General features: G+C 45.3%; 12 protein-coding genes. 5 read left to right on the top strand and 7 right to left on the bottom strand.

Annotation, left to right across the window (positions count from 1 at the left end; all coding sequences use genetic code 11):
• The first annotated feature begins 171 nt into the window (after positions 1-171).
• Together DXD68_RS06880 and DXD68_RS06875 are read left to right on the top strand one after the other, a co-directional pair.
• Entirely contained in the window at positions 172-3,084 is a 2,913-nt protein-coding gene (locus tag DXD68_RS06880) for an ATP-binding cassette domain-containing protein (RefSeq protein ID WP_122360892.1), read from the top strand.
• A gap of 33 nt (positions 3,085-3,117) precedes the next feature.
• Positions 3,118-3,948, top strand: coding sequence for a hypothetical protein (locus DXD68_RS06875; RefSeq protein ID WP_122360891.1), 831 nt, complete (start codon positions 3,118-3,120; stop codon positions 3,946-3,948).
• Between the two features lie 56 nt (positions 3,949-4,004).
• Here the strand turns inward: DXD68_RS06875 and DXD68_RS06870 are convergent, their stop codons facing one another.
• The 6 genes from DXD68_RS06870 to DXD68_RS06845 form a co-directional block, all read right to left on the bottom strand.
• Positions 4,005-5,168: a PP2C family protein-serine/threonine phosphatase gene (locus tag DXD68_RS06870; RefSeq protein ID WP_122360890.1), complete on the bottom strand. Its 1,164-nt coding sequence runs from the start codon at positions 5,166-5,168 to the stop codon at positions 4,005-4,007.
• Positions 5,169-5,187: 19 nt separating this feature from the next.
• Complete coding sequence (locus DXD68_RS06865; RefSeq protein ID WP_122360889.1) at positions 5,188-6,021, bottom strand: sensor histidine kinase; 834 nt, start codon at positions 6,019-6,021, stop codon at positions 5,188-5,190.
• Positions 6,014-7,132, bottom strand: coding sequence for a sensor histidine kinase (locus tag DXD68_RS06860; protein WP_122360888.1), 1,119 nt, complete (start codon positions 7,130-7,132; stop codon positions 6,014-6,016). Before DXD68_RS06860 ends, DXD68_RS06865 begins: the two co-directional genes overlap by 8 nt.
• 1 nt (position 7,133) lies before the next feature.
• The gene (locus DXD68_RS06855; protein WP_122360887.1) at positions 7,134-7,544 is read right to left on the bottom strand and encodes an ATP-binding protein; all 411 of its coding nucleotides are present in this window, start codon (positions 7,542-7,544) and stop codon (positions 7,134-7,136) included.
• 17 nt (positions 7,545-7,561) lie between these two features.
• Complete coding sequence (locus tag DXD68_RS06850) at positions 7,562-7,864, bottom strand: STAS domain-containing protein (RefSeq protein ID WP_122361098.1); 303 nt, start codon at positions 7,862-7,864, stop codon at positions 7,562-7,564.
• Positions 7,865-8,154: 290 nt separating this feature from the next.
• The gene (locus DXD68_RS06845) at positions 8,155-10,839 is read right to left on the bottom strand and encodes a calcium-translocating P-type ATPase, PMCA-type (RefSeq protein WP_122360886.1); all 2,685 of its coding nucleotides are present in this window, start codon (positions 10,837-10,839) and stop codon (positions 8,155-8,157) included.
• Between the two features lie 244 nt (positions 10,840-11,083).
• Between DXD68_RS06845 and DXD68_RS06840 the strand changes: the two genes are divergently transcribed.
• Positions 11,084-11,581, top strand: coding sequence for a DUF4251 domain-containing protein (locus tag DXD68_RS06840; protein ID WP_122360885.1), 498 nt, complete (start codon positions 11,084-11,086; stop codon positions 11,579-11,581).
• Here the strand turns inward: DXD68_RS06840 and DXD68_RS06835 are convergent.
• Positions 11,541-12,497 carry a TIGR01212 family radical SAM protein gene (locus DXD68_RS06835; protein WP_122360884.1) on the bottom strand — a complete coding sequence of 319 codons (957 nt, stop codon included), beginning with the start codon at positions 12,495-12,497 and terminating at the stop codon, positions 11,541-11,543. The genes DXD68_RS06840 and DXD68_RS06835 overlap by 41 nt on opposite strands.
• A gap of 168 nt (positions 12,498-12,665) precedes the next feature.
• Between DXD68_RS06835 and DXD68_RS06830 the strand changes: the two genes are divergently transcribed.
• Together DXD68_RS06830 and lipA are read left to right on the top strand one after the other, a co-directional pair.
• Positions 12,666-14,840, top strand: a complete 2,175-nt coding sequence (locus DXD68_RS06830; RefSeq protein ID WP_122360883.1) for a S9 family peptidase — start codon at positions 12,666-12,668, stop codon at positions 14,838-14,840.
• Positions 14,840-15,685 (top strand): lipoyl synthase, encoded by an 846-nt coding sequence (gene lipA / locus DXD68_RS06825; RefSeq protein WP_122360882.1) that lies wholly within the window; start codon positions 14,840-14,842, stop codon positions 15,683-15,685. Before DXD68_RS06830 ends, lipA begins: the two co-directional genes overlap by 1 nt.
• The last annotated feature ends 23 nt before the right edge of the window (positions 15,686-15,708 follow it).

Raw genomic sequence — 15,708 nt, 5'->3', positions numbered from 1 at the left:
TTTGGGGATGGCTGCTTTTTGTTTTTTGATGAGGTGGATGTTCTTGCCTGGTGAGTATTCTTTTTATACTCTTAATTGGAATGTTTTGTTCGAATCTTTCGCCAAACCTATCGATTCTTGTTATATTTGTAACTTTATTTATCATTATACAGACAAATAACAGCCAAGCAAATGAATGAAACCATACTGAACGGACTATTGAATCTATTTGCCATCTTTGCTTCTTCCGTGCGTATTGAAAGGGAGCAGGCCAGTCGTGCCGTTCATTCGTATTTGTCCAGTCATTTCGGGGTACGATCCCATAAAGAATATATCGAACTTTATAATGCGTTGCGCGATATGTACGACGATTCTCTCTTTGTGCTCGACAAGGAACAGATCGTGCGGAATATCTGCGAACAAATGAAGGTGAAGTTGCGGGCAGAGGAACAGTTGCTTCTGTTGATCCGCTTTGTTGAATTTGCCTATACGAACAGCAAGGAAGCGGATGAGCATATGGCTCTTTTCCGTCTGGTAGCGGATATCTTTGCTATTTCACAGGAGGAATTTGATGATTCGCTGGCCTTTATCACAGGCAAGCCATCGTCGTCGTTATTGACGATCAGCGGTGAAGAGGAAACTGACGGTAACCATATCAGGCGGAAAGGCATGGAGGGAATGATCCGTGTGTTCTTTATCCGCCGGTTTGATAAGCAGATATTTACATATCATGGAAGCGGGCAGGTCTTTATGAACGATATTCCCCTTTCACCGGATATGTTTTATGCCTGGCAGCATAGCAGTGTACTCAAGGGGCCATTGTTCCTGCCTGTTTATTATAGCGACCTGCTTACTGTTTTCAACAAGAATGAGCAGAAAGAAATCGTTCGTCTGGCGGGACGGGATATTGATTTTACTTTTAAGAACAGCCGTAACGGACTACATAATTTCTCTTTTAATCTGGAATCCGGGCAGCTGGTTGCCATTATGGGAGGAAGCGGAGTCGGTAAGTCTACGTTGTTGGGCATTATGAATGGGAATATCCGTCCGGACCAGGGAACAATTACTGTGAACGGGCATCTGCTCGATTCTCCCGAAGCACGCCGGCTGATTGGTTTTGTTCCGCAGGATGATTTGCTGATCGAGGAACTGACCGTTTATCAGAATCTTCTGTATACAGCCCGTCTTTGTTTTGCCTGTCTTTCCGATCAGGAGATCGGAGAACGGGTGGATACCGTATTGAAAGAGTTGGGGCTGGAGGAAATAAAGGACCTGGAAGTCGGTTCCCCTATCCGTAAAACGATCAGCGGGGGACAACGGAAACGTCTCAATATCGCTCTCGAACTGATCCGTGAACCGGCTATCCTGTATTTGGATGAGCCAACTTCCGGACTTTCATCATCGGATTCGGAGAAAGTGATCATGCTTCTGAAAGAACAGACACACCGTGGTAAGCTCGTGGTAGTGAATATCCATCAGCCTTCTTCTGAAATTTACAAGTTGTTCGACCGTTTATGGTTGTTGGATAAAGGGGGGTATCCCATTTACGACGGGAATCCGATAGAGGCTATTACCTATTTTAAGCAAGCGGCAAAATATACGGATCCGGATATTAGTGTGTGTAGTGCCTGTGGTAACGTAAATCCAGAGTTGATTCTGAATATCATCGATTCCAAGAAGATCGACGATTCGGGTAACCAGACTAATATCCGTAAGTTTACTCCGGAAGAATGGCATGAAGAATATCTTCGTTCACGTCCGTCTTTTTCTCCGGTAAGCGAAGAAGAGTTGCCGGAGAATCTGCAGAAGAAACCATCCTGGTTCAGGCAATTCATGATTTTCCTGGAAAGAAATATCCGGACGAAGCTGGCTAACAAGCAATACCTGGCCATCACTTTGCTGGAGGCTCCGTTGCTGGCGCTGATCGTGGCACTTCTGACGCGTTATGTGGATGATGGCGAATATGAGTTGCTTACCAATAAGAATTTTGTATCCTATATCTTTATGGCTGTGATCGTAGTGACTTTCATGGGGCTGAGTATCAGTGCCGAAGAGATAATAAAAGACCGGACGATCCTGAAGCGGGAACATTTTCTCCGGTTGAGCCGTAGTAGTTATCTGACTTCCAAGATGATCTATCTGCTGTTCGTTTCCGGACTTCAGTCCTTGTTATTCATAGCTGTTGGAAATGTAATCATTGGGGTCGGGGGAGAGATGTTTTTCATCTGGTGGAGTATCCTGTGGGCTACTTCTTTCCTGGCGAACCTTACAGGTCTGATTCTGTCGCAAACCATGAGTTCAGTAGTTGCCATCTATATTACGATTCCGCTTTTGCTGATTCCTCAGATATTGCTTTGTGGCTTGGTGATCAAGTTCGACGATCTGAATACCCGTGCTTCCGATGAGAACATTGTGCCGTTGATCGGAGAACTGATCCCTTCGCGCTGGGCTTTCGAGGCTTTGATGGTCGAACAGTTTTGTGATAATGCGTACAACCGGACCTATTTCCCGATTGAGAAAGAAAAGTATTTGGCTCAATATTATGAGAATGTACATTTGCCGGAAGTCCGGACGCTGGCGGAACAGCTTGCAACCAGTGATGATCCTGTAAAACGAAAAACAGTTGAAAATGAGTTGGCTGTGCTTGCCCGTGCTGCCCGTATCGAACCACATACGGAAGGGGAAAACTATTCTGCATATTTGGATAAGGCGGCGGCAGCATTGCATCAGCGTGCACATAATTTTACGGCCTATCTGGATCAGGTACAACGGGAACAAAGCCGTGAAAATGGTTCTGAATGGCTGACTGCACAGAAAAAGGCGCACCATAATATGGCGATAGAAGACCTGGTAATGGGGACAGGAAACCGTCGCATGTATAAAGAAACGAACAACCGTATTTACCCGCTTGTCGGTACTATTTATGTGGAACCCGACAACTACTGGGGGCGTGCCGCCTTCTATAGTCATGAGAAAAACTGGGGCGGATTTTATTTTTCTACCTATAAATTTAATTTATTGGTTATAGGTTTCTTTGCATTATTAGCGATTATCGCTATATTCGCAGAGTTTCCCGGACGTTTTTTTAAACAGGACGAAGGATGAGGTTTAAAATAATAAATTATTAAATTATACAATATGAAAAAGAGTGTATTAAGCATGCTCGCCGTAGCAGCATTAGTGTTTGGAATGACTTCCTGCAACGGAGCCAAAAAATCAAACGAACAAGCCCAAGAAACTGAAGAAGCTGCTGTTATAGCAGGTCAGGCTCCTAAAGATCTGTTAACCGAGGAGTTGAAACAAGAAACAATCAATTTGCTGAAAGACATGCCGGATTCTGAAATCCCTTATCGTCTGACCAGCGGTGATGTAAAAGTAAACGTAGGTGATGTAAAATATATGTTGCCGACAGCCAAGGCTGCTGAACTGAGTACACCGACACAGAAAGCCCGTGCATTGGGTATGTATATGGCTGACTATAACGTGTTGAAAGGAATGGGACAACCTACTGCTGAAGTTGAAGCTGTAATTGCTAAACTGGCTACCGACCTGAATATCTCTTTCGTTCTGGATATTTTGAAAGAACAGGCTCCGAAAGATGCAACAAAAGAACAGGTACAGGCATTCCTGCAATCTCAGGAAGATAAGATTATTGAAAAGATGGCTGCAGAAGACAAAATTGACGTTGAAGTTGAAATGTTAGGTGCTGCTTCTGCTGAATATGCCTGTCTGATCGCTAATCCGACATTGGTAGTAAAAGGTGATGCTACATCTGCCGGTCTTTCTGCCAATATGGAAAAACGTGTCAGCATGCTGGAAGAAGTGGTTGCCGACCTGGCTAATTACTATCCGGACCTGAAACAACTGGGTGAAACTATTTCTCCGTTGAAAACGAAAGTTGCAACTATTCAGGATGCAAGAGCTGCCAATGCAGACATCACTGCTATCCGCGATTCATTGCTGAAATAAGTTGTATATAATATAATGTATAGAAAAAGGCTGTCGGAAGACAGCCTTTTTTATTGTTATCCTTTGTATGAGATCGAGAGTAATGTTATATCATCTGATTGTACGGCGTCTACAACAAATTCGCCTACTGTTTCGGTAATCTTATCTACTACCTCTTTCGGTTCTTTTCCCGCCAGTTCCCGGCAGTTATCGAGTAGCCGGCGTTCGCTGTATAGTTCATGTTTTCTGTTCATAGCCTCTGTCACTCCGTCCGTGTAAAGGAACAGATTATCACCGGGAGCAAGTTTCAACTCTTTCTCGTGATAGGTGGCATCGCTCATGGCACCCAATATCATGTCGTTCGTAGTCGGGACTTTTGAAACCGAACCGTCTTTCTGCATCAGGATGGGCGGATTATGTCCGGCATTGCAATAAGTAACAACTCCCGTGCGGATATTCAGAATGCCGTAAAAGACAGTGACGAACATATCATTCACACTTTCCTGGCAGAGAATGCTGTTGGAACGTTGCATACACAAAGCGGCGGAGTTCTCAGTGAGTGCAATGGCACGTATCACCGTACGACTGATTGCCATAAATATGGCTGCCGATACTCCTTTGCCTGATACATCTGCGATCACGAACCCCAAACGGTCTTCTCCTATGCGGAAGAAATCATAGAAATCGCCTCCCACATATTTGGCGGCACTCATATAGGCATACAGGTCGAACGATTTCAGGTCCGGGAACGGAGGAAATGTCTTTGGAAGAATAGTTTGTTGTATTTCCTGTGCCACATGCAGATCGTTTTGGATGGATTCCAGTTGTGTATGTTCCTTTTGGGCCTGTTTGATGAAAGCGATTTGTTCGGCTGCTTTCTCGATGGTCCGTTCCAGATCCTCCAGGTTGATCGGCTTTGTTGTGAAGTCGAACGCACCCTGGTTCATGGCGCTTCGGATATTTTCCATATCGCCGTAAGCCGATACCATAATACATTTGAGTGCCGGGTTACGCATCTCGTTGATCTTGGTGAGTAAGGTCAGACCGTCCATTTCCGGCATATTGATATCGCTCAGAATCACATCGAAGTCCGGTTTGGCAAGCAACATCTGAAGTGCTTCCAGTCCGTTATGTGCGAACGAGAATTCATATTCGCCTTTCTTTATCTTGCGGCGGAAATATTGGGTTAACAGTATTTCCAGGTCCAGTTCGTCGTCTACACTTAATATTTTTATAGCCATAGCAGCATTGTTTCTGTAATTATTGAATCGGAATAGTGATAGTAAAACGGGTAAACTCGTTAGGTTGTGATTCCATTTCTATCGTTCCGTTATGTTTTTGTTCGATGATCGATTTAGTGATGGAGAGACCCAGACCAGTTCCTTCGCCCAATGGTTTGGTGGTGAAGAACGGAGTATAGAGTTTCTTTTTTACTTCTTCCGTGATGCCGGAGCCGTTATCTTCGATGGTAAGACAGGCTTTATCCCCGTCTTTTTTCAGGCTTACTTTGATAGTCGGTCTGTAAGGCGTTTCGGTCGCCCCTTTTGATTTGTTGAATACGGCGTAACAGGCATTGTTCATCAGGTTGAGTACTGCACGGCTGAAATCCTGCGGGATTACCTTGACCAATTGGAGTGTTTCGTCGTATTCTTCTTCAATGGCAACATTGAAACTCTTATTGTTTGCCCGCACCGCATGGTAGGAAAGCCATACATATTCTTTCGTGAGCTGGCAAAGGTTGGTTGGGATATATTCATCATCCTTTCCGCGGGAGTAGAGTAGGATACCCCGGATCACGCTGGATGCCCGGTTGCCGTTCTCTTCAATCTTGATCATATTGCCTTTCAGATCCTCCATGATTTCCCGGAGTTCTTCGTCGGCATCTGCGGGCAGCTTGTCGTTCAGCTCGTCCAGCACTTCTTCCATATCCTGCAGCAACTTGCATGATAGTTTACTGAAGTTGATTACGAAGTTGAGCGGGTTTTGTATCTCGTGTGCAATACCTGCGCTTAACAGTCCGAGTGAAGCCATCTTTTCCTGTTGGCTGACTTGTTTTCTCAGACGTTCAATTTCTTGTTTGCTGTTATCACTCATTGTTGCTCTTTTGATAAATAGGAATAGTAATCATGAACTCAGTGAAGTTGTCCTTCTCACTCTTTACGATGATGGAACCGCGGTGGTTCAGGATAACTTCCCGGCAGAGGTACAAACCGACACCAGCTGCTTCGGCGGTGGGTTTCGTAGTGAAGAACGGTTCGAATATCTTATTCTTGATATTGTCTTCGATGCCGATACCGTTGTCACGGATACTGAGATAAATCGTTCCGTTCAGCCTTTTCTCCACCTGGATCGTGATAACCGGGGAGAATTCTACTTTCTGTAACTTTTTAAGCAATGCATAGATACAGTTTTTCAGTAGGCTGAGCATCACCTTGTTCATCTGTTCGATATCGATTTCTGCCATGGCAGGTTCTGCCGGGCACAGGATATCGATCTGTATCTGTTTACTTTCAATTTCTTCTTTGAACGCTTTGCGGATCACGTCTACGTTCACTTTACAGAGTTCGCAGATATCGGTCGAAGTGACATTGCCGTTCCGGTCTTTCAACAGTTCCTCCATGGCCTTCACGATCCGCACGGTGTTACAGCCATGTTCGTTGATCTTTTGCAGGTTACTGTTGATCATGTCGAGTATTTCGATGCTGTCGGCATAATTTTCTTTCGACATGACTGTCTGTTCCTCCATGATGTTTTCTTTCAGGTCTTTGATCAAATTGGCGGAAAGTCCGGCGAAGTTATTGATGTAATTGATCGGGTTCAGGATACGGTCGACCAGTCCTTGTGTCAGTTGTCCGACGGTAGCGAGCTTTTCCTTGCGGACAAGTTCGTCCTGTGCTTTAGCCAATGCATCCAGGGCATCGGAAAGTTTCTTGGATTCGTTTAATACCTGGTCGCGCTGGATGCGGAGTTCGATGGTCCGTTCTTCTACGATCTTTGCCAGATATTCTTTTTGCTTCAATTGTTTGCGAAACCGTCCTTTAATGATATAGAGGATGATAATTGTTACAACCGCGAGACCGGGAATTGTCTCCCAGTCATAATAAAGCCCCAGGATGATTATGATCCATCCCGCCAGTGTCGCTTTCTCAATGATCCGTAATTTCAGTTTGAGCGCGCTTATCTCTTTGATGTCGAAGTCTGCCATATCAGTGAATGTCTTTTGTCATTGTGAGTATATTTTTTCCTGATGAACGGGTATAAATGACTTCTGTCATCAGTTGTTTGACCAGATAGATACCGAGACCGCCGATAGGACGTTCTTCCGGAGGAAGGCTAATGTCAGGCTCTTTCATTTCCAACGGGTTGAAAGCTGTGCCGTTGTCAGTAATGACGATGGTCAATAGTTCATCCCTGTAGTTCATATCAATGCGTATATCCTGATCTTTTTTATCCGGGTAGGCGTATAATATGACGTTGGTCACAACTTCTTCAAGAGCCAGTTTGATTTGCATCGACAATTGTTCTTCCAACCCGTAAGTAGATGCTTGCAGGTCTAGAAACTCGTACAAACGGGTGAGCTGTTCCAGTTCGTTCTTTATGTGTAACGTGTTTATCATCTGCCGGTACGGGGCGCTTAGGATTCGATGGTAAGGAAAGAAGAGAAACCGGTGATATTCAGGATTTCTATAATGTCCTGTTTTAGGTTTCTTAGCCGGAAAGTTCCGTTTTTCGCTTTCATCCCTTTTTGTAAGGTCAGCAATAAACGAAGTCCGGCGCTACTGATATAAGTGAGTTCCGTTCCGTCGAGTACTACCGTATGTACATCCTCTGCAAGTATTTTTGTGATCTCTTTTTCAAAATCAGCAGAAGTAAGCGTATCTAACTGGCCGGAAAGACCGATGATCGTTTCGTTTCCGTTTTTTACTGTGATCTTCATATATTGTTTTGTTCTGATTTCTATTACAACAAAAGTATAGATAATCATTTAGTTGGACAAGTTATTTAGGGCTTTTGTACGGATCATAGCTGAAATCGACAGAGGGTGTATAGGCTGGTCGTATCGATATGCCGATATGTTTCACTTTTCGTTGTGATAAAAGTGTTTTGCCACAATGATGGCAGAGCCTTGCCACAGCGATGGCAGAGTTGTGCCATCACCGTGGCAAAGTCTTTTCTTTAGGCTGAAAATCCTTATAGGTAAGGAGTCCGGCCTGATAATACTATGTACTATTTCCTGATCAACCGGCTGATACCTCTCGCTATCTCTCCGATCCAAAGAACCAGAGAGCTTAAACCGATAATGATACCCCAGTCTTTCAGGGACAAAGGCACTACGTTAAACATCTCTCCGCCGAACGTAACGATCAGATACTGACCGATAATGATCAACAGGGCGACAAACAGGAAGCTTTTGCTCTCTTTCAGGTTGGCAAAAGCGGAACGGCCTTCCATGAACGCTTTCGCATTGAACATATTCCAGAACTGAAGCATTACGAAGAAGCTGAAGAACCAGGACAAGTCGTGCGGCGTTAATCCGGTCTGGGCATGGAAGTAATATAATACCCCCATCAGAATTACAACGAAAGCTATACCGACTCCGAAGATATTGTAAGCCATCGGGCGGGTAATGATAAAGTCGCCATCTTTACCGCTACGTCGGGGTTTATCTTTCATCACCCGTTCGTTGGGAGGTAATGAAGCCAATGCTCCGGCGGCAAATGTATCCATGATCAGGTTTACCCATAACATCTGTGTGATGGTAAGCGGTGATTCGGTCCCGAACAGAGAGCCTAGCAATACGATCAGGCAGGCCGCCACGTTGATGGTAAGCTGGAATAGAAGGAACTTTTGTATGTTACGATACAGGGAGCGTCCCCACATGACAGCACGGGTAATACTGCCGAATGAATTGTCCAGGATTGTTATATCGCTGGCTTCTTTGGCAACAGAGGTACCGTCACCCATAGACAAACCTACCTGAGCGGCTTTCAATGCCGGGGCATCATTCGTTCCGTCGCCGGTTACTGCAACGACAGCACCTTTCTTCTGTAGTAATTGTACCAGACGCTGTTTGTCGGTCGGACGGGCGCGGCACATGATCTTCAGATCGAGAACGCGGTCGAGTGCTTCTTCGTCTGTCAATACTTCGAATCCCGGGCCGGTAATGATGTTACGGTCGGTATCTTCCGGTTTCCATGTACCGATCTGACGGCCTATTTCGCGGGCAGTTCCCGGTGTATCGCCTGTGACGATTTTGACATCGATACCGGCATTCAAGCAACTTTGTACGGCTGCCGGAACATCTGCGCGGACAGGATCGGAGATGGCTACGATTCCTAAATAGGTCAGGTCGGTCCCATGCAAACGTCCGTTGACGAAATAAGCATCATCCTTCCCGCCTTCGATGATTTGGTAGGCAAAGCCCAGTGTACGCATCGCCTGGTTCTGATAATCCAGTAATTGTTTCTCGATATCAGCTTTACAAGATTCAACCGTTTTGTATGTACCGTCGGCTGCTACCCGCTGGCTGTTGGCTAGGACGATTTCGGGAGCACCTTTTACATATAATACTTTTTTACCTAACAGGGGAGACTGCACCACAGTGGCCATGTATTTCCGTTCGGTAGAGAACGTAAGCTGTGCCAGCACCAGAGCTTCTTCCCGTAATGTCAGATAGTTCTGATTCTGACTGTTCAGCCAGAGCAATAAGGCTGCTTCGGTCGGGTTACCCAGTGTTTTCACCTTTTCTTCCGAGAAGTCGAGATAGGCAGTCGAGTTAACGGAAATGCCTTCTTTGATCAGATTGCTCAACTCGTCGTCTCCCAGTTTCTGGTCTTTGAGGTTGTAGAAGTTTGTCCGGTAAACCTGCATCTGGTTTTGTGTCAGCGTACCTGTTTTATCCGTACAAATAACCGTTGTAGCCCCCATTGTTTCGCAAGCATGCATCTTACGAACCAGGTTGTTTGTCTTGAGCATGCGGTTCATGCTTAGGGCAAGGCTTAGGGTTACACTCATCGGCAGACCTTCAGGTACGGATACGACGATCAGCGTTACTGCTACCATAAAGATATTCAGTATATGTGAGATCAGATCCATCACCGGCATATCACCGGAAGTCATCAATAATTTAGCCAGTAAGGCGACAAAAGTAAGTCCGGCAACTGTATAGCCCCCTTTACTGATGACACCGGCAAGCCCTTTGAGCTGTATCTGTAACGGTGTTTCCACATCGCTTTCTATCTGCGAGCCTTCATATACTTTCCCGTAGCCGGTAGCATCGCCCACCAGCTCGACTTTCATCACCCCATGTCCGTCGACAACCGTTGTGCCGCGCATCACCCTGTTAGAAGGATAGGTAGCTTCGTGATCGAACTCGGCTTCGTTGGTCGTCTTGCTGATGATCGGTTCTCCGGTCAATGTCGATTCGTTGATCTGTAGAGAGATAGCTTCCAGCAGGTAGCCGTCGGCAGGAACTTCCTCCCCGGTTTCCAGTACGACAATATCACCGACAACGACTTCTTTTTTAGTCACCTGGCAAATGTTTCCTTCACGGATCACTTTGACGAGCGTATCGTCGTTTACGGTATTCAATACGTCGAACGCTTTGTTGGCTTTCATTTCAAAAAAGAAACCGACACAGGATGCCAGCATGATGGCAAAGAAGATGCCGATCGGTTCGAGGAAGGCTGTAAAACCTTTCGCTTCCGGTCCCCAACAATGTACGCCGGCAATAATCATGGATAGCAGCCACGCTACCAGCAGAATCTTAATGATCGGATCATTAAACTTTTCGAGGAACTGGCTCCAGAGAGAGGCTTTCTCCGGAGGAGTGAGGATGTTTTCGCCATGAAGGCGCCTGCTTTCTTCAACTTCTTGTTTGGTTAATCCCTGATACTGATGTTTTTTCTCCATAAATTTGTTTAATCTGATTCAAAAAATGAGTCAACAAATTACGTAAAGTTGCAGGACATACGCAAGTGCTTTGGTTTTTAATTGATAGTAGCATTTATTAATTTATGTACCAGATCCTTTGAAATGTCACCAGGTAATGGTTTGTTAACTATTTGTTGTGTTAAATTAACGGGTTTGGGATAAACTTTTGGCTTTCGTAATTGTCTTATATATAAAGGAGAATTGTGTGTTAGTATTTAAGGTTATGAAGAATGTTAGGTTATTTTGGTTAGTGGGGATTGTCCTTCTGTTAGCGGGGCAATCCCTTTATGCTCAAAGTAAAAAAGAAAAGAAAGAGCAGAAGGCGAATGAAGTAAAAGAATTAATAGATAGTAAACGGTTTACGGTAGATGTAGACCGTGCGATACCCATGGGAGGACGGTCGGTCAACCTGACTTCTCCCTACTCTTTGGAAATGCGCGGTGACTCGGTTATTTCCTGTCTTCCTTATTTCGGAAGAGCATATTCGGCTCCTTATGGTGGCGGTGACGGGTTACGTTTCGAAGGATCAATTACCGATTATCAATGTTCTTTTAATAAGAAAGGAACCGCTCAAATACAGTTTCGTACCCGAAGCGATGATGATACATTTGCATTCAGTGTGCAGGTATTTTCAAATGGCTCCGCGACAATCAATGTGACACCTGTCAATAAACAGAACATCACATTCTATGGGGAACTGGCTCTTGAGAAAAAGGAATAAATAACCGCCCTTGCCGTGCATTTCTTTCGGCAATACGCTTATTGACTTTCGCTGTGAATTCGAAGTTTTTAAGTCCCCAGTCAGGAGCGATCAGAAGCTCTTTGGGGGATTGCGATACAAACCTCTCTACTACAATAGAGGGGTTTAATTTTTCTATGAAGTCGATCACGAGGTCGATATATTCGTCGGCAGTGTACAGATGGAACTCTTCCGGATGTTCGGCATATTCCTTTGCCATACGGGTGTTGCGGATCAGTTGCAACTGATGCAGTTTCAGGGTTGTGACCGGCAATGCCGATAACCGGTCGGCATGATGCAGTATTTCTTCCCGGCTTTCTCCCGGCAACCCGAGGATCAGATGGGCTCCTGTATAAATACCTCTCTCTGCTGTCCGGCGGATGGCAGTTTCCGATTCTTCGTAAGTATGTCCGCGATTGATACGGATCAATGTTTTATCCAATGTACTTTCCAGCCCGTATTCTATCATTACGAACTTCTCTTTGGATAAGGCTGTAAAATAATCCAGCAAAGCTTCCGGCATGCAGTCCGGACGTGTCCCAACAATCAGTCCTACCACACCGGGATAAGATAACGCCTCCTCATATTTCGCTTTCAGCGAACTTAGTTCATCATATGTGTTGGTATACGCCTGGAAATAGGCCAGATACTTCATCTCCGGATATTTGCGGGAAAAGAAACGGATACCTTCTTCCAATTGTTCGGTCACACTCTTCTCTGTATGGCAATATTCCGGACTGAATGTCTGGTTATTGCAGTAAGTACAACCTCCCCATCCCTTCGAACCGTCGCGATTGGGACAGGTAAAGCCGGCATTTATGGAGATTTTCTGTACTTTATAAGGGAATACTTTCCGTAGGAAATCTCCGAAATCGTTATAAGGTTTTACGTTTTCCATGACGACAAAGGTAATTTATAATGGTTAATGGTCAATGTCCGGTGGTTAATTTAACGATAAAATATCCGGTAAACTCCGGTCGGGTACATAATTTACCTTTAACGGCTAAGGGTTTACCATGATAAAATACTACCTTTGCAGCCTATTCAAAATAAAATAATAGTATTCATGAAACGATTGGGTGTTGGTTTCTTGCTTTCATTGGCGATAATTGGAAGCGTATCTGCTCAGAGTGGGAGCAAACGTGTCGATTTAAAAGAAATTACAGATGGTAAGTTCCGTCAGGTAACCGCTATTGGTGAAATGCGGTCGTTACCGGATGGCGAACATTATACGGCAATGAATAAAGACCGTAGTATGATCATTAAATACTCCTATCGCACAGGAAATCCGGTGGACACCTTGTTCAATGCCCGGACGGCCCGTGAATGTACGTTTGATGATTTCGACGGCTATGATATCAGCAGTACCGGCCATCATATTCTGGTTTGGAGAGAGACCGAACCCATCTACCGCCGCTCTTTCAAAGCGATGGTGTACGATTATGACGTACGTCGTAACTATGTCAAACCTGTTTCCGACTCAAAGAACAAACAGATGATCCCGACCTATTCGCCCGACGGACGTATGTGTGCCTATGTAGTGGATAACAATATTTGGATCCGCAAGTTCGACTATGATACGGAAGTGCAGGTGACTAAAGACGGCGAACTGAACAAGATTCTGAACGGTATCACTGATTGGGTGTATGAAGAAGAGTTTGCCGTTACAAACCTGATGGCATGGTCTCCGGACAGTGAATACCTGGCGTATGTCCGTTTCGATGAAAGCGAAGTGCCGGAATATTCCATGCAGATGTATGGCACCGGTTTATATCCGGGATATTATAATTTCAAATATCCGAAAGCCGGAGAGAATAACTCAAAGGTAAGCGTTCATTCGTATAGTGTCGCAACGAAAGATATCAAAGAATTGAAAATGCCTGTGGATGCGGACAGCTATATTCCCCGGATCACTTTCACGACTAATTCCGATCAGCTGGCTGTCATGACTTTGAACCGTCAGCAGAATCTTTTCAATATGTATTATGTGAATCCGAAGAGCGGTGTATCCCGCCTGATCCTTCGTGATGAAAACAAATGCTATGTAGATTCCGAATGGCTGACTTCCATCCATTTCAATCCGAATGGGTTTACCTATGTGAGCGAGCAGGATGGCTATTCACACATCTACCTGTATTCGCCGACAGGGGTCATGCAGCGTCAGGTGACAAAAGGTAACTGGGACGTAACCCGCCTGATCGGTTATGACGATGCAGCTAAGGTTGTCTATTATGAATCGGCAGAGGAAAGCCCGTTGCGCCGTTCTGTCTATAAAATAGACCAGAAAGGTGTGAAGACAAAGCTGTCGGAAAACGAAGGAACGAACAGTGCCGACTTCAGTGCGAACTATGCCTATTTCGTGAATAACTATTCAAATGCCAATACACCGGCCGTTATCACCGTAAATGAAACGAAGTCGAAGAAAGTATTGCGCGTGCTGCAGGATAATGCTGCCTTGCGCGAAAAGCTGGCAAGTACATCCTTCTCTAAAAAAGAATTTTTCAAAGTACATACAGCCTCTGATATAGAGCTGAATGCCTGGATCGTAAAACCGGTAAACTTCGATGAATCGAAGAAATATCCGGTACTGATGGTTCAATATAGTGGACCGAATTCGCAACAAGTACTGGACAAATATGGTTTTGACTGGGAACATTACCTGGCTGCGAACGGAATCATCGTGGTCAGTGTGGATGGCCGGGGAACCGGTGCGCGTGGTGAAGCCTTCCGCAAATGTACATACCTGCGGATGGGCGATTTGGAATCCAGAGACCAGGTGGAAGCCGCACAGGCTTTAGGCAAGCTGCCGTATATCGATGCAAAACGCATTGCCATCTGGGGCTGGAGCTTTGGCGGATATAATACATTGATGTCGATGAGCGTGGGTAACGGCACATTCAAGGCCGGTATCGCTGTCGCTCCTCCGACAGACTGGAAATATTATGATTCGGTATATACCGAACGTTTTATGCGTACGCCAAAGGAAAACTTCTCGGGCTATGCTGCAACTTCACCGATCCGGCTGGCAAAAGACTTACAAGGTAAGCTGTTGCTGGTGCACGGAACTGCTGACGATAATGTACACTTCCAGCAGACGATGGATTATGCAGAAGCATTGGTACAAGCCGGTAAACAGTTCGATATGCAGGTCTACAAAGACCGTAATCACAGTATTTACGGAGGAAATACCCGTTATCATCTGTATACCAGGATGTCTAACTTCTTATTTGATAACTTATAATGTCAGAACATGTGAGAAAGCCGGATTGGTTAAAGATCCGGCTGGGTGGGAACGAGCAGTTTACAAAGACGAAAAGCATTGTTGAGTCTCATTGTCTGCACACCATTTGTACGAGCGGCAAATGCCCGAATATGGGAGAATGCTGGAGCCGGGGAACGGCCACGTTCATGATAGCGGGTGAGATATGTACCCGTTCCTGCCGCTTTTGTAATACGCTAACAGGCAAGCCGCTGCCGCTGGACCCGAAAGAACCGGCCAATGTTGCGGAAAGTATTCGCCTGATGAACTTAAAACACGCAGTGATAACGTCGGTCGATCGTGACGATCTGCCCGACCTGGGAGCCCGGCATTGGGTTGATACGATCCGGACAATCAAAGAAGTAAACCCGGATACGACGGTAGAAGTCCTGATTCCTGACTTTCAGGGACGCCTTGATCTGGTCGATCAGGTAGTGGCTGCCGCTCCCGAAATCATATCGCATAATATGGAAACAGTGCGGCGTATCAGTCCGCAGGTTCGTAGTGCCGCCAAATATGATGTCAGCCTGGCTGTCCTGTCACGCATTGCAAAACAGGGTGCTACGGCAAAAACCGGTATCATGGTCGGCCTGGGAGAAACACCCGAAGAGGTCTGCTGCCTGATGGACGATGTGCTGGCGGCAGGTGTTTCCGTATTAACAATTGGTCAATATTTACAACCTTCCAGAAAAAATATTCAAGTAACTGAGTATGTCACCCCAGAACAGTTTAATGTCTATAAATCAATCGCTTTGAAAAAAGGATTCCGTATGGTAGAGAGCGCTCCGTTGGTCCGTTCCTCCTATCACGCTGAAAAGCATGTTTAATTACGAAAACTTTTAACACATTG

This window comes from Parabacteroides sp. TM07-1AC (assembly GCF_003480915.1).
Lineage (GTDB): Bacteria > Bacteroidota > Bacteroidia > Bacteroidales > Tannerellaceae > Parabacteroides > Parabacteroides chongii.
The sequence above is the reverse complement of the archived record's forward strand: the minus strand, read 5'-3'. Positions and strand labels throughout refer to the sequence as shown.